Genomic DNA, 26211 nt, shown 5'->3' with positions numbered 1-26211 from the left:
ACCGGCGCGATCAGATGCCCTGGCGAGCGTCCAGGTAATCCAGTGCCAGGTGCTTCTGCAATACACGGGCCTGGCGCAAGGCGTCGAGCAATGCGCGCCGCTCGCCCGTCTCCAGTTCGTCCGGGTCCACATGGTTGTGCATGGGCATGCCGCGTTCGAAGCAGCGCTGCTGTGTCTTCAGGCGCAACCTCTGGATGCAATCGAAAGCGAGGATCCACGCTTGCACATCCTTCGGCGCCAGGCGTCCCATCTCGCCGGCCCGCCTGAGGCGATGCGCCGTATTGCTTGCGCGGGCGCCGCAAGCCAGGCCGTAGATGCGGGCCGCATCGACGAACAGCGTGGCGGCGTCCAGCTTCAGATCGATCGTTCCGGCGAACTCACCGCGCTTCGCGACCACGAAGTCCCGCAGTAAACCAAGCGGTGCTTTGCGCCGCAGTGCATTCGCGGTCATCTGGAACAGGAAGCGCGGGTTGTCCGGCGCCATCTTCCCGAGCCAACCCATCAATGCCTGCGCCAGCTCCCCGGCGCCGTAAAGCGGCCGCAAGTCGAAGAAGATGGTGGCGTTAAGCAACCCCGGCGGATCACCTTCGATGATCCAGCTCGCGAAGCGCTCACGCCATTCATGCAGGTCCAGGCACCATTGCGGATTGCTCGCCATAATCTGGCCGGTGCACAGCGGGAACCCGCAAGCATCGAGCGTTTCGTTGATGCGCAGCGCCAGCGGCAGCATCCGGTCGCGCATTGCCTCTGCGCCGCCGCTGCCCGCTAGGATCATCCCGTTGTCCTGGTCGCTCGACAGTGTCTGTTCCTGGCGGCCTTCGCTGCCGAGGGCGATCCAGCACCAGCGCATGCCCGCCATCTCCTCCCCGGCACAGGCGAGATCGATCACGCGCTGCGTCAACGCATCGTTGAGCGTCGAGATGAGCCGGGTAGTCGGCTCGCTTGCCGCCTGGCCCGCCACGCGCTGCCAGAGCGATCGAATCTCCGCGGCTGCCCGCTGCAGGCCCCTTTCGTCCTGCGCGCTGGCGATGCGCAGCCTGGCTCCCGCGATATCGCGCGAGAACGCACCGCCCCCCACGGCGGTCGGGTCGAAGGCGGCATCGGGATGGATCGTTGGCGGATCGCTCATGGACGATTGCTCAGTACCGGATCCGCGCATAGTGGGTCTGTTGCGCGGCATCGCGTGCCTCCTTCAGCGTGAAGATGCCTTTTTCCGCGAGCAAGGGGGTCATCTTGAGAAAAACCTCGCCGGTGACGATCGCGTCGCCCAGCGCGGTATGGCGGCCGATGATCGCCACCCCGAAACGGCCGGCGATCGCCTCCAGCGTGTGCTCAGCCTGATGGGGGTGGATCACTTGCGATAGCAGCAGCGTATCGAGGACCGGCTGGGTGAAGGCCGTGCCGGTTCTTGCCTCCAGCATTTGCAAGAACTTCATGTCGAACGCGGCATTGTGCGCGACAAGCACGGTGTCAGCGGCGAAACGGTGGAACTGCGGCAGTACCGTTTCGATCGGTGGCTGGCCATTGAGCATGGCTTGCGTGATGCCGTGAATCGCGATCGACCCGGCGCTCAGCGCGCCACGCGGCTGGATCAGCTGGTCGAAGCTTTCCCGCTGCAGCAGCCGGCCATTGACGATGCGCAAGGCACCGATGGAGATGATCTCATCGCCGGCTGCGGGATCCAGCCCGGTGGTTTCGGTATCGAACACCGTGAAATTGAGTTGCGAGAGCAGGCACTGGTCGGCCTCGGCGCTCTGTCCCGGCCTGTGAAACAAGTCGAAATCGTAGAATTCCGGGCGGCCTTCCTGTGCCGGCGGGATGTCCAGCGCCGGCCCCGGCTCGGACAGCGGCAGCATCAGACGATAGCGAGCGACATCAGGCGACGCCCCGGCGGAACACACGGCCTCGCCGCCTTGACGCGCGATCAGTGCGCTCAGCGAGAGCGCTGCGCCGGCCGCGGTGATCGGCAACGGCGCGTTCTCCCACACCCGCAGCGTGTCGGCGGTCAGCGGCGTGCCGCGCCAGGTGAGATCAAGATAGGCCAGCCGGCCGGCACGATGCAGCCCGAAGCGCAACTCGGTGACGCTGGCTTCGGTGGCGAGCCGCTGCGCAAGATAGGCCAGCGCCTGGGTCAAGGCGTAGCTGTCCACCTTGAGCCACAACGTGGCGTCGACCGTATCGCTGGCGGTGACGCTGAGCGAGGGGCTGCCGATTCGTCGCACCAGCAGCGCGAGCAGATCGGCGCCGCGCATCTCTTCGAGTTCCTGACGGCTGTCCATCCCGGCGCCGCGCTGATCCACGGCACGGTCGATCTGGTACACCAGGCGCTGCGATTCGTCGTCGATGATGCTGGTGAGCTGAGTCCGCTTCTCAGCGCTCATTTCCGGGTACGCCTGGATGGCTTCCACCGCCGTACGGATACTCGCCAGCGTGGCGCGCGCATCTTGCGTGAGCGACTGCAGCAACGCGTCGCGGCGGCTGTCGGCCTCGACGTTGCGGGTGATGTCTTCCAACGTCAGCACGAAGCCATTGAGGGTGTGTGCGCTGTCGAACACCGGCGCCATCTGCGCGCGCACGATCTGGCCCTGCGCGAGCGTGGCGACAAATCCGGATACCGGTCTCGCCGCGCCGTCCTCGTTCTCCCGAAGTTGCTGCTGGATCTGCTCCAGCGCATGCAGGATAAGCCCACGTTCGATCGCGCCGAACACAGAGCGGCCCAGCCCGATTGCCGCCGTGCCGGCCGCAGGCGCGCCGCCCCGCCCGGCTTCGAGCAACTGCCTGGCGCTGTCGTTGTAGAGCAGTATTTGCCCTTCGATATTGCAGACCAGCACGCTCAAGGAAAGCTCCGCCATGAGCGCGGCGAGCCGGTTCTTTTCCTCGGCCAGCGCGCGGTTCGCCAGCTCGATTTTCTGCTGCACGCCGTCGTGCAGCGTCTGGTGGGAAGCTGCCAGCAGGTTGAGCGCTTCTCCGAGGCTGCGCACGCCGCGCGCGCCCTGTGGCTCGATGCGGTGGCCAGGGTTGGCCGCAAGCAGCGCGGCGTCTTCGGCCAGGCGCGTGACCGGCGTCGGGTAAGCGTTGAACAACGCCTTCAGGCCGACGCCCAAGGCCAGCAGCAGCAGTGCCGCCAGCGCGATCCACAGCGCACCGCGCTGCAACACCAGCGCGGTCAACCATGCGCGCTGCGCCGCCGGCAGATCGATCGCAAGCGGCAGGAGCATCGCGCCGACGACAAGCAGCTGCACCAGGAAGAGCAGCGCCAACGTAACGCCAAAGCGGTGTTGCGCGATCCACTTTTGAATCATTCGCGTGCTCTCTGGCCGCTCGCGAGCAAGGCGCTCACCTGCTCGACCAGCGCCCTGGTGGAAAACGGCTTGGTGATATAGGCATCGGCGCCCAGCGCGAGGCCCTTGGCCACCTCCAGGTCTCGTCCCTTCGCCGACAGCATGACCACCTTGACTCGATCCCAAGCCTTGTTTTCCCGGATCTTCTGGCAGACCTCGAAGCCGCTAAGCAACGGGAGCATGATGTCGAGCAGGACCAGATCGGGCTGAAACGCGGTCATCTGCTCCAAGGCTGCCTGCCCATCGCGCGCAATGCCTACTTCGTAGCCGCTCTGCTGCATCAGGAATTCCAGCGGGATCACGATGTTCGGTTCGTCATCGACGATGAGGACTTTGTGGGTCATGACGTTGTCTCCGGTCCCTTCTGCAGCGGCAGCGTGAATACGAACACCGCGCCGTTTTCCGGCGTCGCTTCCAGCCACAGACTACCGCCGAAATGACGGATGATTTCCCGGCTGATCGGCAATCCCAGCCCGGTGCCCTGGGGCTTGCCCGCCAGCCTGTCGCCGCCCTGGCGGAACTTGTCGAAGATAAGCTCCCGGTCCTGCGGACGCACGCCGCCCCCGTTGTCTCGCACCGCAACACGCAAATCGTTGCCCACCACCTCCAGGCTCACCGCGACGCGGCCGTGCGCCCGGTCGCAGAACTTCACCGCATTCGACAGCAGGTTCAGCATCACCTGCATCAGCCGGTCGGGGTCGGCCAGCAGCAGCGGGACCTGCGGGGGCAACTGCAACGCAAGCTGAATGCGTTGCTCCAGGAACAGGTGCCGAGTAGCGTCCACCGCGTCCTGGATCACCTGCTTCAAGTCTAGCGGTACGGTGTGCCATTCGGTGCTACCGGATTCGATCTTGGCCAGGTCGAGCACGTTGTTGATGAGGCGTGTGAGGCGCTCGCTTTCCTTGATTACAAGGTCGAGGTATTCGCTGCGTTTGTCAGCGGCAAGATCGGGATGGTCGCGCAGGATTTCCGAGAAGGCACGGATTGACGTCAGTGGCGTGCGCAGCTCGTGGGTCACGGTCGAGATAAAGTCGTCCTTCATGTGGTCGAGTTCGGTGAGCCGCACGTTGGCTGCCTTGAGTCCAGCCGACACGGTCTCGAGCTCACGCGATTTCTGTTCCAGTTGCCGGCTGTAGGCGACCGCTTGCGCGGTCTCATCCAGGATCGCCATGGCTTCGTCCAGGCCGAGCGGTGCCTCATTCACCGCAGAAGCGATCACTGCCCGCGCCGATGCGGCGCCAATTGCGCCGGCCAGCTGGATCTCCGCGAAATGCACCAAGTCGGCGTCGGTCGACCGCCCGTCCGCCCTGCCTTGCTCACGAAATCGCGCATAGGCCTCATCGGCACGCGCGGCGCCAAGGAAACGCCGCAGCAACGCGAGTACCGCATCCACCGAAGCGCTGCCACGCCATACATGGGGTCCCGGCGCGCTGCCGCTGTGCGCGTAGGCATCGACGAACAGGATGGCCTGCACCCGCTCCACCGCGCTTTGCGTGGTCGTGAGCGACACGCCGACATAGCCACCGACGTTCGCCAGCAGGCTCCAGAACAGCGCATGCGAGACCGGATCCAGGCCGTCCAGGCCAAACAGCTGCTGCGGCCTCAGCCAGCCTATGCCGAACGGCCCGTATTCGACAAAGCTGGCCGGCACCCAGCCGGACTGCGCAAACGATGGCAGCAGGAGCGTGTAGGCCCAGAGCAGGAAGCCGGCACCCAGCCCGACAAGCGCGCCTTGCCGCGTACCGTTCTTCCAGTAGATCGCGCCCAGCATCGCGGGCGCGAACTGGGCCACGGCCGCGAACGAAATCAAGCCGATCGAAACCAACGCGTAGGCTTCGCCGGCCAGGCGGAAGTAGGCGTAGCCGAGCATCATCAACAGCACGATTGCCGCGCGCCTGATGGTCAGCAGCAGCGCATTGATATCGGCGCGATGGCTAAACCGCAGCGGCTTAAGGTGCAGTAGCAACGGCATCACCAGGTCATTGCAGACCATGGTGCTAAGTGCGATGGTCTCGACGATGACCATGCCAGTGGCCGCCGACAGCCCGCCGATAAACACCAGGAGCGTGAGCGCCGGGGACTGCTCCCCGATAGGCAGGGCTAGCACGTACATATCCGGATCGACTTCGCCCCCTGGGAAGTGCAGGATCCCCGCGAAGGCGATGGGCAGGACAAAGACATTGATGGCCAGGAGATACAAAGGCAATAGCCAGGTGGCCGTCTTCAGGTGGTTTTCGTCGATGTTCTCGACGACTGCGATCTGGAACTGGCGCGGCAGGAGCAGCATCGAGAACATCGACAGCACGATCAGCACGGCCCATGCGCCAAAGGTTACGTTACCGGCACCCGCCGCATCGCCATTCAACGTCAGGAGCGCTTTCAGGGCAGGCACCCCTTCGGCACGCCCGAACAGGTCCCCGAATCCGTCATAGATGCCAAAGGTGACAAAGACCCCCACCGCAAGGAACGCCACCAGCTTGACCAGCGATTCGAAGGCGATCGCGGCAACCATGCCTTCATGGCGCTCTGCCGCATCGACGTGACGGGTGCCAAACAGGATGGTGAACACCGCCAGCATCAGCGCGAGGTAGAGTGTCGTGTCCGACCAGACCGGCCCGGCTTCGTCGCCCCGCATGCCGAGGCCGGGGGAATGCGCCAGTACCGCGACACTTGCCGAGACCGCCTTCAGCTGCAGCGCGATATAGGGCACGATGCCAATCACCGACACCAGCGTGACAAGGCCGCCAAGCAGCGCGCTCTTGCCGTAGCGGGAGGCAAGGAAGTCGGCAATCGAGGTGATGCGGTTGTTCTTGCTGATGCGGATGATCTTGCGCAGCAGGGTCCACCAGAGTGCCGCCATCAGCGTGGGGCCGAGGTAGATGGGCAGGAAGCCGATGCCGCTGACCGCAGCCCGGCCGACGCTGCCATAGTAGGTCCATGAGGTCGCGTAGACCGCCAGCGACAACCCATACAGGTACGGGTTGTTTATCATGCTGGCACCGGCATCAGCGCGCCTGTCGCCGTAGAACGCAATCGCAAACAACATGCCGAGATACGCGAACGACGCCAGCGCAATGACCCAGCCATCCAGCATTTCAGTCCTCCGGCACGGGTGCCGACGGGTCGGACTGCGAGGGTCTTCCGCGCGGCGCCCTCTGTTCCGCCGTGAACGCCAGCAGGGTGATGAGCAACGCCCAGGCGGCAAACAAGTAGCAGTACAAGCGCGGGACGCCGAACCACGTGCGCGAATCGTTGAACAGCGCCAGCAATGGGTAGTTGAACAACAACCAGCCCAGGGCAAACAGCGCGATCAGGCGGTGCCCGAGAAGGGAACGGCGCGACATGAAACGTTCCTCAGTAACGTCAATGCCTCCAGTGGCTTCAGCAGCTTCAGCGACCTCAGTGGCCGGAAGCCTCCGATGCGCCGATGCCGGTTTCAGAACGGACCTTCTGCGCCGGGTATCCCGCCCGGTCGATGCGGGCACGCTCGCTGTGGTCCAGTGTCGAGAACAGCCAGATGCCGACAAACGCCACGGTCATGGAAAACAGGGCCGGCGATGTGTAGGGAAAGATGGCATCCGTGTAGCCGAACACATCGACCCAGACCGACTTGGAGACAATGGTCAGGCCGACGGCGGTAATCAGGCCGAGAAAGCCGCCGATGGTCGCGCCACGTGTCGTGCAGTCTTTCCAAAGCACAGCCATGAACAACACGGGGAAGGTCGCCGATGCCGCCACCGCAAAAGCCAGCGACACCATGAAGGCAATATTCTGCTTCTCGAATGCGATCCCCAGAATCACGGCCACGACGCCCAGCGCGATGGTCGTCACGCGCGATACGCGCAGTTCCTTGTCGCTGGCGGCCTTGCCCTTCTTGAACACGGTCGCGTAGAGGTCATGCGACACCGCCGAAGCGCCGGACAACGTCAGCCCCGCGACTACGGCAAGAATCGTGGCGAAGGCCACCGCGGAAATAAAGCCGAGGAAGACATTGCCGCCGACGGCCTTCGCAAGGTGGATAGCCGCCATGTTGTTGCCGCCCAGCAAGCCGCCAAGCGCGTCCTTGTACACCGGGTTGGTGCTGACCAGGACAATGGCGCCAAAGCCGATGATGAAGGTGAGCAGGTAGAAGTAGCCGATCCAGGTTGTCGCCCAGAACACCGACTTGCGTGCTTCCTTGGCGCTCGGTACGGTGAAGAACCGCATCAGGATGTGAGGCAGGCCCGCAGTGCCGAACATCAGCGCCATGCCGAATGAAATGGCAGAGATGGGATCCTTGATGAAGGTGCCCGGGCCCATGATAGCGTCCTTCTTGGCGTGGATCTCAACCGCTTTGGCGAAGAGCGCTTCGGGATTGAAATGGAACTGCGCCAGCACCATGAATGCCATGAAGCTCGCACCCGCAAGCAGCAGGCCGGCCTTGATGATCTGGACCCAGGTAGTCGCCGTCATGCCCCCGAACAGCACGTACACCATCATCAGGGTGCCGACGATCACCACCGCAAGCCAGTACTCCAGGCCGAACAGCAGCTTGATCAACTGGCCGGCACCGACCATCTGGGCGATCAGGTAGAACGCCACCACCACCAGCGTGCCGGAGGCCGCGAACACGCGGATCGGGGTCTGCGCGAAGCGATAGGCCGCCACGTCGGCAAAAGTAAAGCGACCGAGGTTGCGCAGGCGCTCGGCCATCAGGAAGGTGATAACAGGCCAGCCCACCAGGAAGCCGATCGAATAGATCAGGCCGTCATAGCCGTTCAGGTAAACCGCGGCCGATATCCCAAGAAAGGATGCCGCGGACATGTAGTCGCCCGCAATTGCCAGCCCGTTCTGGAATCCGGTGATGCCGCCGCCGGCGGTGTAGAAATCCGCCGCGGACTTTGTCTTGGCGGCAGCCCATTTAGTGATGAACAAGGTGAACACCACAAATACAGCGAACATGGATATCGCTGTCCAGTTGGTTGGCTGCTTTTGCATTTGGCCAAGATCGCCACCGGCTCCCCAGGCTGCGCCACCAATGGCCAGTAGCATCAATGCGCATAGGATACGGTTCCGGGCCGACATTACAGCACCTCCTTGCGAATCTGAGCCGTCAGGTTGTCGAATTCGCCGTTGGCGCGCCGGACGTAGATGCCGGTGACGACCACCGTAAATACGATCACAAAGAGGCCGATCGGAATCCCCCAGGTCATCACGCCATCGCCGATCCTGGTGGAGAGCAAGGTCTTCCCGAAGGCAACCAGAAGGATGTAGCCGTAGTACACGACCATCATCATTGCGGTCAGCACCCATCCGTAGGTGGAGCGGGCTGAAACCAGCCGCCGGTAGTTGGAATTGGACTCTATCCGTTGAACGAGATCTTCTTCCATGCCTTGTCTCCTGTTCGCCGGATAAGAGGCCCTATCCGTAGCCGGTTTTTTTGTCTCAATACGTATGTGTTTTGGCCGTCTGTCGGGCAGCCGCGCCCATTCATGGCGATGTGCACGCGGGCCAAAGGCACGTGCCTTGAGACGTGTATTTGCCTAGCATTCTCGCCCGCTGCCTCTGGCAGCGTCACAAGCGCGTAACCCCTCCTGGGGAGACTAAGCAGGCCGAAGTGCATCGCCGGCTCCTTCGCAAGATCCGAATGCGTAAGAGACAGATACCCCGAATAGTAAGGCGTTTCGGTACGCTGGCGAACACGCCCGATTTCGCCGCAAGGCCGGCAAAATATCAAACGGTAACTGTGGCAAGCCGGTGCTTGATATCTATGACGGTTGCTGATGGCGACAGCGCCATTCGGCGCGAACGAGGATCTACCAGCCAAAGCGGTAGTCTCTGGTCGGATGCAGTTGCCATCTCCCGTCCCGGGCAGCTCCAGAACCTGGTGGTGATATTTAAGGAGTGTGGGTCGATGGCTAACGCTAACAAGCGTCGTCGGCATGCCGGCCAACTGCGAGTATAGACCTTCCTAGTTGCCAATATCCAAGGCGCTGGTAGCCTCATCCAGCATGGCATAGCGCGGCTTTGCGAGCAGTACACGCCCGACACTTCAGGGCGGCAGAAGATCACTATTGAAAATATAGGTCAACCATATGGTGAGAAGAAGGGAAGGCATGGTGCCGTATACCGAAGCAAAAGTGGGTCTCCCGCACTTTGTGTGACGGATTCCCCTGCTTTTGGCCACTCCCCGGCTGGTTCGCGTGATTTCGTCCATTGGATGTCCGATTACAGGGGAGCTGTGACTGGCTGACGCAAGCTTTCAGGGAATTGCAGGCACGGCTGGCAGCGACCTCTGCCGGCGCAGGATCAGCAACAAGCAACAGAGGAAGACGCCCGCCGCGGTCAGCAGGCTGGCCGTCGCAAGGAAGGCCAAGTCGTAGCGGCCGACGCGGTCGAAAATCAGACCAAGCGCCGGCGCGAATCCCAGGATGAAAGGCAGCTTGATGGAATAGCTGTATCCCATCGCACGGCTCACACTCTCGATGCCGAACATCTGGCTGATCGCTGCGCCGTGCAGCGTCACGAGCGGCACCACGCAGATGCCGAGCAGCCCCGCCAGCGCATACAAGTGAGTGCCGTCGACCAGCAGGAGTCCCCACCACAGCGCGGCCTGGAGAAAGGCACTGAGCGCCAGTGCTGCCGGCGCGCCGATGCGGTCGCAAATCCAGCCAAACAGCAGCGTGCCCCCAATCCCCGCGCCCGCATAGACCGACAGCAGTGCTGCGGCGGCTTGCAATGGCATCTGCCGACACATGCCAAACGGCACGATATGCACGACGAAACCGGTGCCTGCGCCAGCCATGATGCCAATGCCGAGCGATAGCAACCAGAATGCCGGACGCTTGAGCAACGACGCGCCGCTCGCGCATTGCGCCGCTGGCACACCGGGCTGTGCTTGGTGCGCCGCAACTGGCGCGGGCTCGACCAATCGCAGGAGCAACAGCGCGAGCAAGGCACAGATCGCGCCCATCGCGCTCAACAGGCCGGCACGGCCGTAGTGCGGCAGCAGTTTGGCGACGATATACGGCGTCAGAAACAGCAGGATCGGCAGGTTGACGATGCTGAGCACTTTGCCGCGGTTCTTATCAAACCAGCGGCTGATCAGGATCAACGGCCCAAGGATTGCCGTAAGGCAGACACCGATCCCGATCAGTCCGTACATCCCCAGCGCGACCGCGAACGAACCGGCGCAGGCCAGCCCCACGTAGCCGATCGCGCTCAGCAGGGCGCCGCCGGCCATGCCGGTGCGCACGGACACCCTCTCCATCCATCCGCCGAGCACTGGCGACAAGCCTCCCAACGCCAGCGTGATCAAGCTCATCCCGGCGGTGGCGAGCGCGCGCGATACGCCGAAATCCTGCTCCGTGCTCGCCAGTAGCGGGCCGAACGAACCGAAGGCAAAGCCCATCACACAGTTCTGCGCCAGTAGGCAGAGCAGCACCAATGACCACTTCCGGCCATCGCGCGCGCCGTCGTCCAGCCTGCGTTCCTTGCTCACTTGCGTCTCCCGAGAGCCATGGTGCATGGCAAGTGTAGTAAGCGGTCGCCTCGGGGATGCCGCTACAGGCGCAATCAGCGATGCCTCCTACGGCAATGTTCTTCCCTTATGCCGAGGGGGTCGCTGAACGGAACGGGGAGCCATTGAACTAGACAGGACCGGGATCCCGGGCGGAGCCTCTTGCGCCGCAAGATGTAACTGACGGAGGGTGGCCTATATTGGGATCGGAGTCGAATCAGGACCGGGGAAAATGTTGGAGAACTTGTGATGAAAAATACGCTCCTATCAACGATATTGGCGTTTTCGGCAATTCCCGCGGGAATTGCGCCCACAGATGCCATCGCCCAGAACGATGCAGTGACTATCGTCCCCCTCACTGCCACGACGCGCAATGCCGGACATATAGCGCAGGCCACATTGGCGGCGCAGGGCGACCAGACTGCAATAACCCTTCTTATTGGCGGTGTCCCCAACGAGGTGAGTCCCCCCGCTCACCTGTACACGTACATCTACCGCGGATCCTGCGCCAGTCATGGTGCGATGCCCGCATATGACCTCAATCGTACTGTGCTTCCAGACAACCTGCCTGGTAGTGGTGGCGTCTTAACACTATCGAGAAGATCCACGGCCACGTTGAGTCAGCTCAGAGGAGGCGAATACACGGTCGTGGTGCGGACAAGCCCTGCGGATGGCAATTTCGATATTTTCTGCGGGGACATCCGGGCGAGCTGACGCAGGTGCGGCAAGGTTTCGGCCGCGTCATAGCGCGGCCGAGTTACCGCATCGTCCGCGGTCTGTCGAAGCGACAGCGTCGACACACGCGCGCGATGACTTCCTCGACGACTCTCCTACGAATGGCCAGCCCCTATCTCGCTTGCTCAAACAGCAACGCCCAACTACACGACGAGTTGCAAAAGAAAATGGGACGATCCGACGACGTTTGATCAGACAACGCCCCATTTTCGTTATCGTCCACGGCCCGTTCGTACATCACCGCAACAACAATAAGAAAGACCGCGGCAGCGGCACCGATGATGAATGTAATTCGGCGTCTTGACATGGCATGCTCCTGCTTCAGTTCCCGCTTTAGTTACCGCCCCCCGGCTTGACCTCAGCGAGACCACTCCACCTAGCTCTGCTCACCTGGATGCAGCCGGCGAGAATTCTCATCGCTTCTGAAAATCATCGCTTGAGCCGCCGCGCGCGGCCGCTGCGCAACAACAGCGATCACACGCTCGACTTCGCCGTGCGATGGCGAGCGCTCGCAGACCGGATCAGCATTAGCCGCGCTGCCTGTCAGCAGGTACGCTTGGCAGCGGCAGCCGCCATAATCCTTATGTCGCTCGTCGCAACTGCGGCAGGGCTCCTTCATCCAGCCGTCGCTTCGGAACGCATTGAACGCTTCGCTGTCTCGCCACACCTCGGCGAGCGTGGTGTCCCGGACATTCGGAAACTCCAACCCGGGTATCACGCGCGCTGCATGGCAAGGGAGCGCCGTGCCGTCTGGAGAAATGGCAAGAAACACCGAACCCCAGCCGTTCATGCAGGCCTTCGGGCGTCTTTCGAAATAGTCCGGCACCACAAACAGAATCTGGCAACGTTCCCCAAGGCGACTGCGCCACATCCTGACTGCTTCTTCGGCGGTCCGCACCTGCTCCACATCAGGCAGAAGCTGATCGCGGTTGACGAGTGCCCAGCCGTAATACTGCGTGTTCGCCAGTTCGAGATAGTCGGCCTCGAGCGCCACCGCCATCTCGATGATCTTATCGACATGCGGCAGGTTGTGCCTGTGCAGCACGACGTTCAGGACCATTGGATAGCCGTTGGCCTTGATGAGCCTGGCAACGCGTTGCTTGAGTTCGAAGGTGCGCGTGTTGCTCAGGAAGTCGTTCAGCTCTCGTGTGGAATCCTGGAACGAGAGCTGTATATGATCCAAACCGGCAGCCTTGAGCGCGGCCAAGCGCTCCGCGGTAGCGCCTACGCCGGATGTAATGAGGTTGGTGTAATACCCCAGGCGATGCGCCTCGCCGACCAAGACTTCCAGGTCGTCGCGCATCATTGGTTCGCCGCCCGAGAATCCGACCTGCACAGCACCCAAGGCCCTCGCCTGGCGAAGCACTTCAAACCACTCGCTTGTGGTAAGTTCTTCACGATTCCGCGCGTAATCCGTTGGGTTGGAGCAGAAGGCGCAATGCAGCGGGCATCGGTAAGTCAGCTCGGCAAGCAGCCACAGTGGCGGATTAGCCAACAGTCGATCGCCGCTCATACCGAAGTCCTCATTCGCGCACCCAGCCGACCCAGCCACGTTGTGTCGCATGCGCCAGAAACGCTTGAACCTCTGCTCGAATACCCTGCACGCTAAAGACCGTCTCAAGTTCAGTCACGAGCTCATCCGTGACACGCGTGCCGTCACAGCGTTTGAGAATCTCTGCCGCGCTAACATTCAGACGGATCATCCCTTCCGGAAACAGCAGCACGTGCGCCTGTTGCGCTGCCTCCCACTGAAGGCGAAATCCGACATTCAAGACGGGGGTGGAAAGATCCCATTCGGTCATGATAAAGCGAGCTCCTGTCGCCAATGCCAGCGTGTCAACCTGGGAACGCATGTTCAATTGCGTCCAGCATCTGCCAGAGGATGTCGAGCTTGAATTGCAGGATGCCTAGCGCGCGTTCTTGCTGGCTCCGGGTGGTGAAGTGATCGAGCGTGACGCGCAGACCATGATCGACGTCGCGCTGAGCAAGCGGAATGCGCGAGCGGAAGTATTCGAGTCCATCTGCTGCAATCCACGGATAATTTAGCGGCCACGCGGCAAGACGATCCCGATGGATCTGTGGCGCGAACATCTCGGTCAGCGAGGCGCAGACCCCTTCCTGCCAGGGAGCTCTCTGGGCGAAGTTGACATAGGCATCGACCGCGAAGCGCACCCCCGGGACCACCAGTTCGAGCGACCAGAGCGCCTCGCGCGACAGCCCGACAGCCTTACCCAGGCGTGTCCACGCCTCAATGCCGCCCTCTTGCTCTCCCCAGCCGTCGTGATCGAGCAATCGCACCACCCATTCGCGTCGCGTGGCCCGGTCACCGCAGTTAGAAAGAATGGCCGCGTCCTTGAGCGGTATATTGATCTGGTAGTAAAAACGGTTGGCTACCCAGCCGCGTATCTGCTGCGGCGAGCACTCACCGCTGTTCAGGCGAACATTGAAAGGATGATGAATATGGTACCGCTTGCCCATGTCGCGCAGGCGCGCTTCAAATTCCAGGCGCGTCCAGGCATCCCCTTCCTCACGACTGGTGGATAACGGATCGGTCAGGTGCATCGCGATACCTCACACACAAAAGGTCATGCCGTCGACGGCCACTTCGATCCCGTGGCGGTCGAGCTCACGCCGCTCCGGGCTGTCGTCTCGCAGAATCGGGTTGGTGTTGTTGATGTGAATCAGGACCTTGCGCTGCCGCGCGGCAGCCCGGCCGGAGATATCGGGCAGACCACCAAGCGCGGCGATCATGCCGGTCGGTCCGCTCTGCGGCAAGTGGCCCATATCACTCGCCGACTTCGTCGACAGCCCGACGCGCATCATTTCATCTTCTTGCCAGAATGTGCCATCAATCAACAGCAGATCAGCCCCAGCCATCGCTTCGCGAACGGGCGTATCGATCTGGCCGAGGCCGGGCGCATAGAAGACAACAGCGCCGCTGGTTTCGTTCTCGATCAGCAGACCGATGTTGTCATCTGGCGCAGGCCGATTGCGGTTCGGCGAGTAAGGAGGGGCTGCACTGGACAGCGGGACAGCGGTGAAGCGCGTATGCGGCAGTCCGGGAATCCTGAACCCTCTCCCGTTCATCGGGATTTCCCGGTAGTCGAGCCCGCAGTAATGCGACAGCATCGGACCAAGCGGAAAGCCTTCGCGCAGCTCCGCCCAGACGGATGGCGTTGCATGCAGCGGCAACGGCGTCTGACGCTCGCGCAGGAGCAAGAGGCCAGCCGTGTGGTCGATCTGGGCGTCCGTCACGAGCGCGCACACAATGCCGCTATCGCGCAGGGCGCGGGCGGGCTGCAATTCCGGGGTGGCCCGAATCTGCTGCAGGATGTCCGGCGAGGCATTGAGCAGCACCCAGTCTCTATCGTTTTCGGAAATGCACAGCGAGGATTGCGTGCGGGCCGTGATGCCCGGGTCGCCCCGGCGCACCGCGGCGCAGTTTGCACAATTGCAATTCCACTGCGGCAGTCCGCCGCCCGCGGCCGAGCCTAGCACCTTGATCTTCATGGGACGTAATGGACGGTGTGCCGCGCGACAGCGTCAGCGGTTGGCGATGTACATGGTAATTTCAAAGCCAAAGCGCATTTCGCAATAGGCGGGGGTTTCCCAGGTCATTTTTATCTCTCCTTACGTTGTTGGATAAAGCGGCACCATGCCATTGCCGATACATCACCGGCCCACGGGGTGGCGGGAGACCGCCCCTCCGGCTTCGCGTTGATGCGCTCCAACAGCGTAAGGCGAAACATCGAGGGCATTTGCCTGTAACCGCATCCGGCATTGCATCGAATCGCCATCAGTGCCAACTGCAGGCTGCACCTTGTCCTTCCGGAGCGGCCAGCCGGGTCACATTTCGCTCGGCTTGAACTGGGGCAGAGAGATGCCGTCGCGATCCTCGAATGCGACTGAAACCGCCATGCCGATGCGCGCTTCAAGCGGATCGCAAAGCACGATATTGCACATCATGCGAACGCCCTCTTCCAGGTCCACCAGCGCGAGGATGTAGGGAACGGAACTCTCCATGGCCGGAAAAGGCGCGACATGCACGACGGTAAATGTCGCCACCGTCCCCTTGCCCCGGGCTCGCTTCCAGTCAAGGTCGTCCGACCAGCAACAGGGGCAACGCGGATGGGTAAAGCGGAACAAGGCCTCGCATTTTTGGCAATGCCGCAGACGCAGTTCCCCAACCGCCGTACCTTCCCAGTACGGGGCATTCAAGCTGCTGACCTTCGGCTTGGGCTTTGCTGTCATGGTTCGCTTCCCAGGATGAGGGTTGCATGGTCGTACATCATTCCTCCGTAGCAATGGATCAGCGCGTTCTCGGCCTGCCTGACCTGGTTCGCTCCGGCCAGCCCCATCACCTGACGCGCGCCTTCGATCAGGACCGACATGCCGGAGGCGTCCCCGGTATGGCCGAAGGAGAGCAGGCCACCGTTGGTATTCATCGGCAGACTGCCGCCGGGATCGGTCGCGCCGGACTGAACGAAACGACCGGAAGCGCCACGTTCGCAGAAGCCGAGGTTCTCCAGCAATAGCAAGGGCGCCGCGGTAAAGGCATCGTAGAGCTCGACGACATCGATATCGGCAGGAGTAAGCCCTGCGCGCCGGAATGCCTGCTCGCCGGAAACCACGGCACCCGTCTGCGTGAGGTTGCGGGTACTGCTGATGGAGCCGCTCAAGTGGCTCTCCCCATAACCCTTGACGTAAGCCGGCCGGCCGGACAGCCGTTTGCCGATATCGGCGCGCGTCACGAGGATCGCGCCGCCACCATCGGATGGGACCGAGCAATCGAGGTAATGGAAAGGCTCCGCGATCGGGCGAGACTGCATCACATCGCCAATCGTGATCGGTCCCTGATCATGCATGCGCGCATCCGGATTGAGCAGCGCCCACTTGCGGGCGGATACCGCCACCCTGGCCAGATCCGCGCGGGTCACGCCGCGTTCGGCCATGAACTGCTGCGCAATCAGCGCATACAGGGCGGGAACGAAGGTGCCATACGGGAACTCGAAATCTTCCTCGCTGATGGCGCGCGCCATCATTTCGGCTGCACCCGCGCCCGGCTTCATGAACTTTCCCGCCCCGATGCATAGGACCGTGTTCGCTTGCCCGGCTGCGATGGCCATCGAAGCCCGCTGCACCATCAAGGCAAAGGTTGCGCCGCCGGAAGAAATGGTTTCCGCAAATCCGGGCTGGATCCCCAATTCCGCGATCAGTCGTTCATGAATGTACGCATCGGTCGCACCGGATGCCTGCCCCCCGGGACAGGTCAGCAGCCCGTCGATATCCTGCGGCCGGATAGACCATTCGGATAGCGCGCCATTCAGGACGGCGTGAAATATATCGTGCGGGCCGAGGCCGGGATAACGCCCGGGCTTCATTTCATGGATTGCGCAAATCGTTACAGCACTGTCCAACTTGTTTCTCCTGGTTCAGGATTATGTGTGCCCGGAGCGTCCATACCGTTTGTGATGAACCATTTCAGGGGTCGCAAACCGCAATCCGGCCATGCCACCGCGTTGCGTGTCATGGCCGAAAGAAAATCAGGCAAGGATATTCAGGCGTCGCCCTGGACCTTCTTCGCCGACTGGATGGTGCGCTCCCGTCCCGCGTCCATGATCGCCTTGTGCTCGTCGGTGGAATGCGTGACGTGGTGGGTGTCGAAATGCGCCATCACGGACGTCCGGAAGCCCATCATGTCAGCCGTCCGGTTCAGCGAGCGCTTCAGCATCTGTGTGCTCATGGGCGGCGCCGCCGCGATCCGCTGGGCAAGTTCCAGCGTGAATGCCTCCAGTTCGGCGCGGGGCACCACGTGATTGACCATGCCCCACTCCCTGGCTTCCGTGGCACTGATACGCTGGCCGGTAAACAGGAGCTCCTTGGCCTTGCGCAAGCCCAGCACCCAGGGATGCACCAGCACTTCGACCGCGGCCACGCCCAGGCTGTGATTCACGGGGTCGCTGAAGAAGGCATCATCAGCAGCCACGACCAGGTCGCACATATTGGCCACCATGAAGCCGCCAGCCACGCAAGCGCCCTGCACCTGCGCAATCGTCGGCTTTGGAAAATCCCAGATGCGCATGGCATTGCCGAGGTAGCGTTCGGTTTCCCAGACCCAGGCCCGCTCGGTATTCAGCCCACGGCGAGTCGAAAGCGGATCGGTCAGGTCGTGCCCGGAAGAAAAATGCTTTCCTGTTCCGCCGATGATGACCGCCCCGACCCGATCATCGGTTTTGGCCCTTTGCAGCGCATCGTCCATTTCCGCGAGCAGACGTTCGCTCTCGGCGTTGGCCTTGGCCGGACGATTGTGGCAAATGCGCGCCACGGCGCCGACAACCTCGTACGTTATGTCCTGATATTCCATGGTCGCTCTGTTGCGTCCAGTCTGGATGTCTCGCCTGCGTGAAGGAGCGTGGGTAGCTACGGTTCACCAGCCTGATACCCTCAGCAATAGCCTGCAAGACCGCCTGATATCCCTTCCCGAACCTTAGACGCCTTTGCGACCAAAGGCTTGTCTGCAGCGGCAGTCCCCTTTGATCAGGTCCGCACACGCCGTCGGACATCGGCGGCGGTGACGACAATCGATCATCGCGCTGCAATCCGTGTTACCTGCGCAGGAACTGAAGCGCATTCGGCTGGCACCGCAGCCCGCAGATGCGTAAGGTAATCCGGGAGTGATGCGACGTCGCGTGTGATAGCCACAGCTTGTCAACCGGAGAAATAATCATGAACAAGGCTTTGAACGGGAAGATCGCTCTCGTCACGGGAGCCGGCTCAGGCATCGGCCATGCGTCCGCGCTGGCGTTCGCCCGCGCGGGAGCCACGGTAGTGGTGTCGGACATGCTGCTGGAGCGGTGCGAGGCGGTGGTCAGCGAGATCACGCGCGAGGGTGGCAGTGCCAGCGCCCGGCAGTGTGATGTCCGGGATCCCCGACAGATCGACGCACTGTTTCAAACCGTGCTGGAGTCCTACGGACAACTGGATTGCGCGTTCAACAACGCCGGGGTTGGCGGACCGATCACGCCCCTTGCCGAATATCCCGATGACGCCTGGTCCGAGGTCATCGGCACCAATCTCGCCAGCGTCTTTCATTGCATGAAGCATGAGATCCGCCAGATGGTCAAACAGGGAGCAGGATCCATCGTCAACTGTGCGTCGGTAACGGGCCTTAACGGCATGCGCGGCATGCCGGTCTATTCCGCCGCGAAGCACGGCATCCTGGGCTTGACGAAGTCCGCCGCGCTCGACTATGCGCAGCAGGGCGTGCGCATTAATGCCGTCTGTCCGGGCGTCATCCATACACCGGCAGTGGACCAATGGATCGAAAAGGATCCCGACGGCGCCAGGCAGTTCATGCGGGAAATGACGGCCAGGGAGCCCATCGGCCGGCTCGGCACGCCCGACGAGGTCGCCAGCGCGGTGGTCTGGCTGTGCAGCCCGGGCGCCAGCTTCATGATCGGCCACGGCCTCGCCGTCGACGGCGGCTACACGGCGCAATGATGGTTGTCTTTCTGATAACGAGACGATGAGCGAAATGGATTCCACCGCGGCAGTGCCGGCAATGACCGAACAGGGTTGCCCGGCCGGCTTGCCAGGATCGCGCCCGACGACAGTACTGGCGACCTGCCTGCGGCTGACAATCGCCGCTTTCCTTGCGCTTGGCACAAGCGGGGTCCCGGCCGCCCCCGGCGCGCAAGCCTCTGCGCATCGGCTTGCCGATGGCAATACAGGCGGGGACTGGGCAGGCTGGGGACGCACCTACGGCGAGCAGCACTTCAGTCCCTTAAGCGAAATTAACGGCGGCAATGTCAACAAGCTGGGGCTCGCCTGGTCCGTCGACCTGCCTCCCGGCAATGCGGTAAGCGTACCGCTTGCGGTTGGCGGCACGCTCTTTTACACCACCGGCTACAGTGTGATCCATGCGGTCAACGCCGCCAGCGGCAAGCCGCTCTGGCGATTCGATCCGAAAGCGGCGGAAGCGGCCGGCGAAAGGCTGAGGCAGGGCTGGGGCAGCCGCGGCATCGCCTGGTGGAACGGCATGATTTTCACAGGCACCCAGGACGGACGCCTGATCGCAGTGAATGCCGCCACCGGGCGCGAAATCTGGAGCACGCAAACGCTCGAACCCGGCGACCATCGCTTCATCAGCGGCGCACCACGCGTCTTTGACGGCAAGGTCATCATCGGCCATGGCGGAGCGGATTCCGGCGCCGCGCGCGGCTACGTGACCGCCTATGATGCCCGGACCGGCAAGCAGCTGTGGCGCTTCTGGACGGTGCCGGGCAACCCCGCGAATGGATTTGAAAATGACGCCATGAAAATGGCGGCCCGGACCTGGTCAGGCGAGTGGTGGAAATTCGGCGGCGGCGGCACGGTCTGGAACGCGATGAGCTATGACGCCGATACCGATACTGTCTTTATCGGCACCGGCAATGGCGCTCCGTGGAACCATCGCATCCGCAGCAAAGGCAAGGGCGACAACCTCTTTCTTTGCTCGATTGTGGCCATCGACGGCAAGACTGGAGCCTACAAATGGCACTATCAGGTCAATCCCGGCGAAAGCTGGGATTACAACGCCGCCATGGACATGCACCTGGCCGACCTTGCGATCAATGGAACGATGCGCAAGGTGCTGATCCAGGCGCCCAAGAACGGGTTCCTTTATGTCATTGACCGTCTTACCGGACAACTGATCTCCGCAGAAAAAATCGCCAAGGTCACATGGGCCGACCGCATCGACATCGCCACGGGCCGGCCGGTGGAACACCCGGGCGCCCGTTTTCCCGATGGCACCACCTTCGAAATGTGGCCCAGCAACAGCGGCGCCCATAGTTGGCAGCCATCCGCGTACAGCCCCCTGACCAGGCTGGTGTACATCCCGGTGAGGGAAACCGGGATTGCGATGAACGACCAGGGGATCGACCCGGACACCTGGACATATCAAGGGGGGAACAAGCCGAACCTTGGCCTCAATCTCGCGCCAGTCAAGCCCGACCCGCTGAACAACACCAGCCGCCTGCTCGCCTGGGATCCGGTCGCACGCCAGGAGGCATGGCGCGTCGCCACCCCCGGTGCCTGGAACGGGGGCTTGATGGCAACCGCGGGCAACCTGGTATTTCAGGGCCAGATCGATGGCAGGATCAACGGCTATGACAGCAAGACGGGACGGCGCCTGTGGTCCTTTGACGCTGGTGCAGGCATCCTGGCGCCGCCCATTACCTACACCGCGAATGGCAAGCAATATCTCACCGTGTTGACCGGCGTCGGGACCAGCGCAGGCATCGACAGTAGCCAGCTCGCGGCGACACCTGACTACCGCACCCAACAGCGGCGTGTCCTCACGTTCGCGTTGAATGGGAAGGCTGTGCTGTCAGCGAACAAGACCGTCGTGCCCGAACCTGTCCGCGATGCTGACTACCGCCCGGATAACCAGATGGCAATGCGGGGCATGATGACCTTCCTGTCGCACTGTATCGAGTGCCACGGAATCGGAGCCATCGCCGCCGGCGCGGCGCCTGACCTCAGAGCCTCGGCCATACCGCTGTATGGGGAGGCCTTCAGGCACATCGTTCATGGCGGCGCACTCGTGTCGCAGGGAATGCCGCGCTTTACCGAGTTTACCGGGCCGCAACTCGATGACCTGCGTCAGTATATCCGCTCGGAAGCAGCGGCATGGCGACAGCGTGAAAGCGAACGGAATCCCGGGTAAGCCATCGCCCGGATCCCCTGTGTTGCGGCATTGATCAAATGCCGCTTCGGTACCAAGACGGTTCATCGCCCGCCCCGGAAATAAAATCAGGCCAAAGCGATGGAGGCGGCCAGGCGCCCCTTCCGCGCGGCATAGTCAAGGAGACCAGGAACATGAAAGTACGAATCAAGAACGAACTGTGCGTGGGACATGGCATGTGCCGGCTTGCCTGTCCGCAGATTTTCCACCTAAACGATCAGGACGGGCATGCCTATATTCTGACCGAGGAAGTGCCGCCGGAACTGGAGGACGGCGTCGAATTCGCCATCGGCAGTTGCCCCGAGCAGGCGATCGAGATCTTCGAGTGAGAGCTTCGATCAAAACCGTCGACAGAGACCGTTGAGTTTCACGCTGCATGCCGGATCCCTGCAAAGCGCGAACCGATGCGGCCGGGCGCAGGCGCATTGCGCGTCGATGCGTAGTTTAGTTAAACAGGACGAGAGGAGAGGTGATCCAGATGGATCTGCATGACAATAGCCCGGCCAAGGCAACGCTGAGTTTCGATCCGGCGGGAAGCGGCCACGACGCATGGAGCGAGAATTTCGCGACATCTCGCAAGGAGTGCCCCGTGTTCTGGTCGGAAGCCCATGGCGGCTACTGGACCGTGGCCAATCATGAATCGGCCACCCGCGTGGCGCGCGACTGGCAAACCTTCTCTTCGCAAAAATCCTGGGATCCGGCAACCGGTCATCATGAGGGTGGCAATGTCATTCCCTCCATTCCCGGACCGGCCTTCATCCCGGTGGAAACCGATCCGCCCCTGTGGAAGCGCTATCGCCTGCTCCTCAATCCGTTTTTCGCACCCAAGGCCGCGGAACGATTCCGTCCGATCGCGGAGGAAATCGCGACGGCACTGATGGATCGCGTGATCGAGAAGGGCTCGTTCGATATCGTCAAGGATTTCTCCAACCCCGTGCCTGCGCTCACGACGCTCAGGATCCTGGGCATTCCGTTTGATGCCGACAATTGGGAGCGTTTCGCCGACCCGTTCCACAAGCTCGCTTATGCCAGGGAACTGCCGGAATTTCCAGAGGTTCTGGCCAACCTCGAATGGATTCGCGGCAAGCTGGCCGACCTGGCGGATGCATGCCACCAGCATCCGGGGGACGGCCTGTTCAGCACCTTGTGCCATGCCGAAGCGGAAGGCGCTTCGCTGTCGAAACAGGAGTTGGTCGACATTGGCATGATGCTGCTGGTAGGCGGCGTTGGCACCACCAATGCGCTGTTTGCCAACACCATGATCTACCTCGACAAGCACCGCGCGATCCTGGAGCGGCTGGTTTCCAATCCGGACATGCTGCCGATCGCGATCGAGGAATTCGTCCGATTCTTTTCACCGGTTTCCGGCCAAGCGCGCCTCGTCAAATGCCCGGTCGATGTGGGCAGCCAGCACATGCGGCCGGGAGAGCCACTGCTGCTGGCCTTGTCTTCCGCCAACCGTGACGAGTCGGTGTTCAGGAATCCCGACGAGGTCATGGTCGACCGCATGCCGAATCCGCACATCGGCTTTGGCGGCGGCAATCACCGCTGCCTGGGCTCATTCTTCGCTCGCGAGATGTTCACCGCGATGTTCCGGGAAATGACGAAGCGCATGCCCGACTACGCTGTCGATCACGACCGTGCCAGCCGCTATCCGTGCGTCGCCTCCGTCAATGGCTGGATCTCCGCCCCCGCGCGCTTTACGCCCGGGAAAAAGGTTGGCTCGGCGGTCAAGCTATAAAAGACGCTCGCCCGGCAGGGGCACATGCCGGCGTGCCTGCCGGCCGCCGCACAGGAAAGGCCGGGGGTATTTCGAAGAAAGACTGAGCCTGCCGGGCGTTGCTGCTGATTTCTGACATCGCGTTATTCATTCTTTCGTTCAGTTCAATGCTCCAGGAACCCTCATACCACAGACAGCACCTGATCGATCCGGCGCAATGCATCCGGTGCAATACCTGTCTCGAATCGTGCCCCGAGTCAGCCATCCAGTTCGACGGCGCCAACTACATTGTGGATGCCACGATCTGCAACGATTGCGGGATATGTAAGCCCGATTGCCCCACGGGGGCGATCGACAACTACCGTCTCGTTCCCAGGGAAGCGCCCTACTCGCTGGCCGACCAGTCGGATTGGGAAGCCCTTCCGGAGCAGGGCCCGCTGGCGGATGGAGTGGCGCCGGACATCGTCCATGAGGCCGGCCCTGGCCCGCAGATATCCGTCGCCCCCTGGTCCGCAACCAGGGCAACGACCATGCTGTTCCCCCCCGCGAAGCCGGTGGTGGCGAAAATCAAGAGCAATCTCCGGCTGACCGCCGAGGATGCGGAGAACGATATCCGGCACATCGTCCTGGATTTCGGCGAGCAGCCGCATGGCTTGCTCGAGGGACAGACCCTTGCCGTAGTGCCGCCCGGCAGCGGCACCAGCGGACAGCCCCATCACTTGCGCAACTATTCGGTTGCGAGTACCCGGCACGGTGAGACGGCGGGATCCAACGATGTCGCCTTCACGGTGAAGCGTGTCGTGGAAGCCCGCGACAGCGGGATCTATCGGGGTATTGCATCTAATTACTTGTGCGACGCCCGGCCGGGCGACCCCGTGCAGTGCGTCGGCCCGTTTGGCAACGCGTTCCTGCTGCCGCTGCACCCGGGGGCGAAACTGCTCATGATCTGCGTAGGCACCGGCGTGGCGCCGTTCCGCTCGTTCATCCAGCACCGCCAGCGGCATCCGCAGCCGGCGGCAGGCCCCTGGATCCTGCTCTACGGAGGGCGCTCGCCCCAGGAGATGGCCTACCATGATGAATTGGGCCTGCTGCCTGCTGCCGAGGTGGACGTGCGCTTCGCCTATTCCCGTCTTCCGGAACATCCGAAGACGTATGTCCACGATCTGCTTTTGCATGCTGGCCAGGAGGTGGCCTCCCTTCTGGATGACACGGAAACCTACATCTATATTTGCGGTCTCCGAGCCATGGAAGACGGCGTCATGTCCGCGTTCGAGACGATTTGCACATCCAGCCAGAAGAACTGGACCGAGTTGCGCAAGGCAATGCAGGAACAAGGCCGCCTTCATATAGAAACCTACTAGGGCCTCGCTGGTCCGGGAGTTTCCGCCGGACCGTCCCGCGCAGCCGCATGAAGAAATGCCCGGCGCCGCGGCTTGCGCGCCAGGCGTGGTATCGCCGTCCCCCGGCGCATCACTGACAACGGCTCAGCGTTGGGCTGACGGGACCGATGACGGGACCGTACCGGAGCCTTGCCCGGTTGACCGCGACACGACAGCTGGCATCGGCCACATCGCGGCATCGGCGGCGTTGCACCCGTGTGCCGACTTCCAGCCCCGGGAAGCAACGCCTTGATGATGCTTCACAATGAAACTGCCCCGCTGGCATGCCTTCCCGCCCGCCGCCCGAAGAAGGAACCGGGCGCCAGGCTCAAGCCACTGGCGTAGCTTTTTCCGCTGCGCGGAATATGGGCGGCGCACGCGCCGACCACGTACAGACCTTGAATTGGCCTTCCGGCGGCGTCCAGCGCTTCGCCATGGATGCCGGTCTCCAGGCCCCCCAGCGTCATGTAGACGTAAGCTGACTTCGTGAAGGAGATGTCGAAGGCCGCGTAGGGCCCGACATCCAGCGGTTTGATCCAATCGCCTTGCTTGTGGAACTGGTTGTCTTCTCCGGCGGCCGCATCGCGGTTGTAAGCCGCCATGGTTTTCTGCAGCGCACCCGTCGGCATGCCAAGCGCCTTCTCCATTTCCTGCACCGTTTCCCAGCCGTCGATCAAGGCATGCCGGGCTGTCGTCATCTCCGGATAGGCGAATATCTCCGCATCGACGATCAGATAGGCCGTCTGGCCGGGCTGCTCCATGGTAAATTGCGCGGTCCGCCCGTGGTAGGCGTCTTCCGCCACGAAGCGCTCCCCGTTCCGATTCACAATGATGCCCTTGATGAGTTGCTCAGGCGGATAAATCGGCGCAGTCGCCATGACGCCATCCATCGCCGCCACGGCGGCACCGACCGACTGACCGAGCACGATGCCGATGCCATCATTGTATGGGATGCCGATCGGAATCGACGTGTCGCTAAGCAGGGCGATATGCTCGCGCGCCATCGCCTCATTCATATTGAGCCCGCCGGTGGCGAGTATCACGCCGCGGCGCGCCTCGATATGAAGATCCCCGGTCGTCTGGCGCACTCTCACCCCTGTCACGTGGCCCGCCTCGTTCACCACCAGGGCAGTGACCCGGCTGTCATAGAGCGCGGGGATGCCTTCCTCAGCGCACTTCGCCAGCAGCGCATGCATGGCAACCGCGCCGCCGGTTTCCCCTGCGCCAGCCGCCTTGTGCCCGCGCGGCACCGGTTCTGCGATTTCCCGATAAGGCCATACCTTTTCGTTGCCGGTGCTGTAAAGACACTCCGTTCCGGGGGGAAAGAACACCTTGCCGGGGTAGCCGGATCGCTCGAATGGCACGCCCTGGGATTCCAGCCAATGGAAATGTTCGACGCTGTGGTTGCAAAACAGGCGAACCAGTTCATCGTTGGGATGCTCCGTGTTGGCCATCAGGAAGCGCGCCATGTTGTCGGCGCTATCTTCGTAGCCGCAAGCCTTTTGCACGTCAGTACCGCCGCCGAGGTAGAACACGCCGGCCGATATCGCGCTTGCGCCGCCACCGCCGCTCGCGCGCTCGATGATCAGCACTTCGGCGCCACCCCGCCTAGCCTCCAGGGCCGCGCATGCGCCAGCGATACCCTGCCCGACGACCACCACATCGGCCGAGCGGTCCCAGCGCCCGATCCCTGACTGCTTTACCGCCTCAGACTTCAATGACATTGATTTTCCCTCCACTCGATCTTCTGATGCATTTTCAGTGCCTTCCCACTGCGCCCACCGGGCGCCGTTTGCGGCGCCATCGATAGC

The 26211-nt window shown here is 62.4% G+C and carries 24 protein-coding genes and 1 pseudogene; 6 read left to right on the top strand and 19 right to left on the bottom strand.

The window, feature by feature from the left end; translation table 11 throughout:
• Positions 1 to 10: 10 nt before the first annotated feature.
• From CNE_RS32210 to CNE_RS32175, 9 genes and pseudogenes are all read right to left on the bottom strand, one after another.
• Complete coding sequence (locus CNE_RS32210) at positions 11 to 1180, bottom strand: DUF294 nucleotidyltransferase-like domain-containing protein (RefSeq protein WP_148271746.1); 1170 nt, start codon at positions 1178 to 1180, stop codon at positions 11 to 13.
• Entirely contained in the window at positions 1140 to 3260 is a 2121-nt protein-coding gene (locus tag CNE_RS32205) for an exonuclease domain-containing protein (RefSeq protein ID WP_238553198.1), read from the bottom strand. Before CNE_RS32205 ends, CNE_RS32210 begins: the two co-directional genes overlap by 41 nt.
• A 38-nt stretch (positions 3261 to 3298) precedes the next feature.
• Positions 3299 to 3685 carry a response regulator transcription factor gene (locus CNE_RS32200; protein WP_013958924.1) on the bottom strand — a complete coding sequence of 129 codons (387 nt, stop codon included), beginning with the start codon at positions 3683 to 3685 and terminating at the stop codon, positions 3299 to 3301.
• The gene (locus tag CNE_RS32195; RefSeq protein ID WP_013958923.1) at positions 3682 to 6435 is read right to left on the bottom strand and encodes a sensor histidine kinase; all 2754 of its coding nucleotides are present in this window, start codon (positions 6433 to 6435) and stop codon (positions 3682 to 3684) included. Before CNE_RS32195 ends, CNE_RS32200 begins: the two co-directional genes overlap by 4 nt.
• 1 nt (position 6436) lies before the next feature.
• Positions 6437 to 6685 carry a hypothetical protein gene (locus tag CNE_RS32190; RefSeq protein WP_013958922.1) on the bottom strand — a complete coding sequence of 83 codons (249 nt, stop codon included), beginning with the start codon at positions 6683 to 6685 and terminating at the stop codon, positions 6437 to 6439.
• 55 nt (positions 6686 to 6740) lie between these two features.
• The gene (locus CNE_RS32185) at positions 6741 to 8405 is read right to left on the bottom strand and encodes a cation acetate symporter (RefSeq protein ID WP_013958921.1); all 1665 of its coding nucleotides are present in this window, start codon (positions 8403 to 8405) and stop codon (positions 6741 to 6743) included.
• Positions 8405 to 8710: a DUF485 domain-containing protein gene (locus CNE_RS32180; protein WP_013958920.1), complete on the bottom strand. Its 306-nt coding sequence runs from the start codon at positions 8708 to 8710 to the stop codon at positions 8405 to 8407. Before CNE_RS32180 ends, CNE_RS32185 begins: the two co-directional genes overlap by 1 nt.
• Positions 8711 to 9136: 426 nt before the next feature.
• Positions 9137 to 9372: pseudogene (locus CNE_RS42395) on the bottom strand (ABC transporter ATP-binding protein); the annotation flags it as partial.
• Between the two features lie 210 nt (positions 9373 to 9582).
• A complete protein-coding gene (locus CNE_RS32175; protein ID WP_041229013.1) occupies positions 9583 to 10821 on the bottom strand; it encodes an MFS transporter in 1239 nt (412 codons plus the stop codon).
• A 267-nt stretch (positions 10822 to 11088) separates the two neighbouring features.
• On the opposite strand from CNE_RS32175, the gene CNE_RS32170 reads away from it, so the two are divergent.
• Positions 11089 to 11553, top strand: a complete 465-nt coding sequence (locus CNE_RS32170) for a hypothetical protein (protein WP_041229012.1) — start codon at positions 11089 to 11091, stop codon at positions 11551 to 11553.
• A 133-nt stretch (positions 11554 to 11686) separates the two neighbouring features.
• Here CNE_RS32170 and CNE_RS41275 read toward each other — a convergent pair whose 3' ends face one another.
• The 9 genes from CNE_RS41275 to CNE_RS32135 all read right to left on the bottom strand — a co-directional run bounded on the left by CNE_RS41275 (position 11687) and on the right by CNE_RS32135 (position 17938).
• Positions 11687 to 11881, bottom strand: coding sequence for a hypothetical protein (locus tag CNE_RS41275; RefSeq protein ID WP_148271745.1), 195 nt, complete (start codon positions 11879 to 11881; stop codon positions 11687 to 11689).
• 69 nt (positions 11882 to 11950) lie between these two features.
• Positions 11951 to 13087, bottom strand: a complete 1137-nt coding sequence (pqqE, locus tag CNE_RS32165; RefSeq protein WP_013958918.1) for a pyrroloquinoline quinone biosynthesis protein PqqE — start codon at positions 13085 to 13087, stop codon at positions 11951 to 11953.
• Positions 13088 to 13097: 10 nt separating this feature from the next.
• Positions 13098 to 13376 (bottom strand): pyrroloquinoline quinone biosynthesis peptide chaperone PqqD, encoded by a 279-nt coding sequence (pqqD, locus tag CNE_RS32160; protein WP_013958917.1) that lies wholly within the window; start codon positions 13374 to 13376, stop codon positions 13098 to 13100.
• Positions 13377 to 13410: 34 nt separating this feature from the next.
• Complete coding sequence (pqqC, locus tag CNE_RS32155) at positions 13411 to 14136, bottom strand: pyrroloquinoline-quinone synthase PqqC (protein ID WP_013958916.1); 726 nt, start codon at positions 14134 to 14136, stop codon at positions 13411 to 13413.
• 9 nt (positions 14137 to 14145) lie between these two features.
• Entirely contained in the window at positions 14146 to 15084 is a 939-nt protein-coding gene (gene pqqB / locus CNE_RS32150; protein ID WP_013958915.1) for a pyrroloquinoline quinone biosynthesis protein PqqB, read from the bottom strand.
• A 33-nt stretch (positions 15085 to 15117) separates the two neighbouring features.
• Positions 15118 to 15192, bottom strand: coding sequence for a pyrroloquinoline quinone precursor peptide PqqA (pqqA, locus tag CNE_RS39835; RefSeq protein ID WP_080569682.1), 75 nt, complete (start codon positions 15190 to 15192; stop codon positions 15118 to 15120).
• Between the two features lie 228 nt (positions 15193 to 15420).
• Positions 15421 to 15825 carry a Zn-ribbon domain-containing OB-fold protein gene (locus CNE_RS38980; protein WP_013958914.1) on the bottom strand — a complete coding sequence of 135 codons (405 nt, stop codon included), beginning with the start codon at positions 15823 to 15825 and terminating at the stop codon, positions 15421 to 15423.
• A complete protein-coding gene (locus tag CNE_RS32140; RefSeq protein ID WP_013958913.1) occupies positions 15822 to 16991 on the bottom strand; it encodes a thiolase family protein in 1170 nt (389 codons plus the stop codon). The genes CNE_RS38980 and CNE_RS32140 overlap by 4 nt, the downstream gene beginning before the upstream one ends.
• 140 nt (positions 16992 to 17131) lie before the next feature.
• The gene (locus CNE_RS32135) at positions 17132 to 17938 is read right to left on the bottom strand and encodes an enoyl-CoA hydratase (RefSeq protein ID WP_013958912.1); all 807 of its coding nucleotides are present in this window, start codon (positions 17936 to 17938) and stop codon (positions 17132 to 17134) included.
• 362 nt (positions 17939 to 18300) lie between these two features.
• Here CNE_RS32135 and CNE_RS32130 point away from each other — a divergent pair, with 362 nt between their 5' ends.
• The 5 genes from CNE_RS32130 to CNE_RS32110 all read left to right on the top strand — a co-directional run bounded on the left by CNE_RS32130 (position 18301) and on the right by CNE_RS32110 (position 24382).
• Entirely contained in the window at positions 18301 to 19074 is a 774-nt protein-coding gene (locus tag CNE_RS32130; protein ID WP_013958911.1) for an SDR family oxidoreductase, read from the top strand.
• A gap of 25 nt (positions 19075 to 19099) precedes the next feature.
• On the top strand, positions 19100 to 21283 hold the full coding sequence (locus CNE_RS32125) for a PQQ-dependent dehydrogenase, methanol/ethanol family (protein ID WP_238553197.1): 2184 nt from the start codon (positions 19100 to 19102) through the stop codon (positions 21281 to 21283).
• Positions 21284 to 21435: 152 nt separating this feature from the next.
• Positions 21436 to 21630 (top strand): ferredoxin, encoded by a 195-nt coding sequence (locus CNE_RS32120; protein ID WP_013958909.1) that lies wholly within the window; start codon positions 21436 to 21438, stop codon positions 21628 to 21630.
• 149 nt (positions 21631 to 21779) lie between these two features.
• Positions 21780 to 23042, top strand: coding sequence for a cytochrome P450 (locus CNE_RS32115; protein WP_013958908.1), 1263 nt, complete (start codon positions 21780 to 21782; stop codon positions 23040 to 23042).
• Positions 23043 to 23140: 98 nt separating this feature from the next.
• Positions 23141 to 24382, top strand: a complete 1242-nt coding sequence (locus CNE_RS32110) for a 4Fe-4S binding protein (RefSeq protein WP_049800705.1) — start codon at positions 23141 to 23143, stop codon at positions 24380 to 24382.
• 278 nt (positions 24383 to 24660) lie between these two features.
• Here CNE_RS32110 and CNE_RS32105 read toward each other — a convergent pair whose 3' ends face one another.
• The gene (locus CNE_RS32105; RefSeq protein WP_013958906.1) at positions 24661 to 26124 is read right to left on the bottom strand and encodes an FAD-binding protein; all 1464 of its coding nucleotides are present in this window, start codon (positions 26122 to 26124) and stop codon (positions 24661 to 24663) included.
• Between the last annotated feature and the right edge of the window lie 87 nt (positions 26125 to 26211).

Origin of the sequence: Cupriavidus necator N-1, assembly GCF_000219215.1 — a bacterium.
In the GTDB taxonomy this organism is placed as follows: domain Bacteria; phylum Pseudomonadota; class Gammaproteobacteria; order Burkholderiales; family Burkholderiaceae; genus Cupriavidus; species Cupriavidus necator.
Note: the sequence above shows the minus strand (reverse complement) of the source record. Positions and strands in the feature narration are given on the sequence as shown.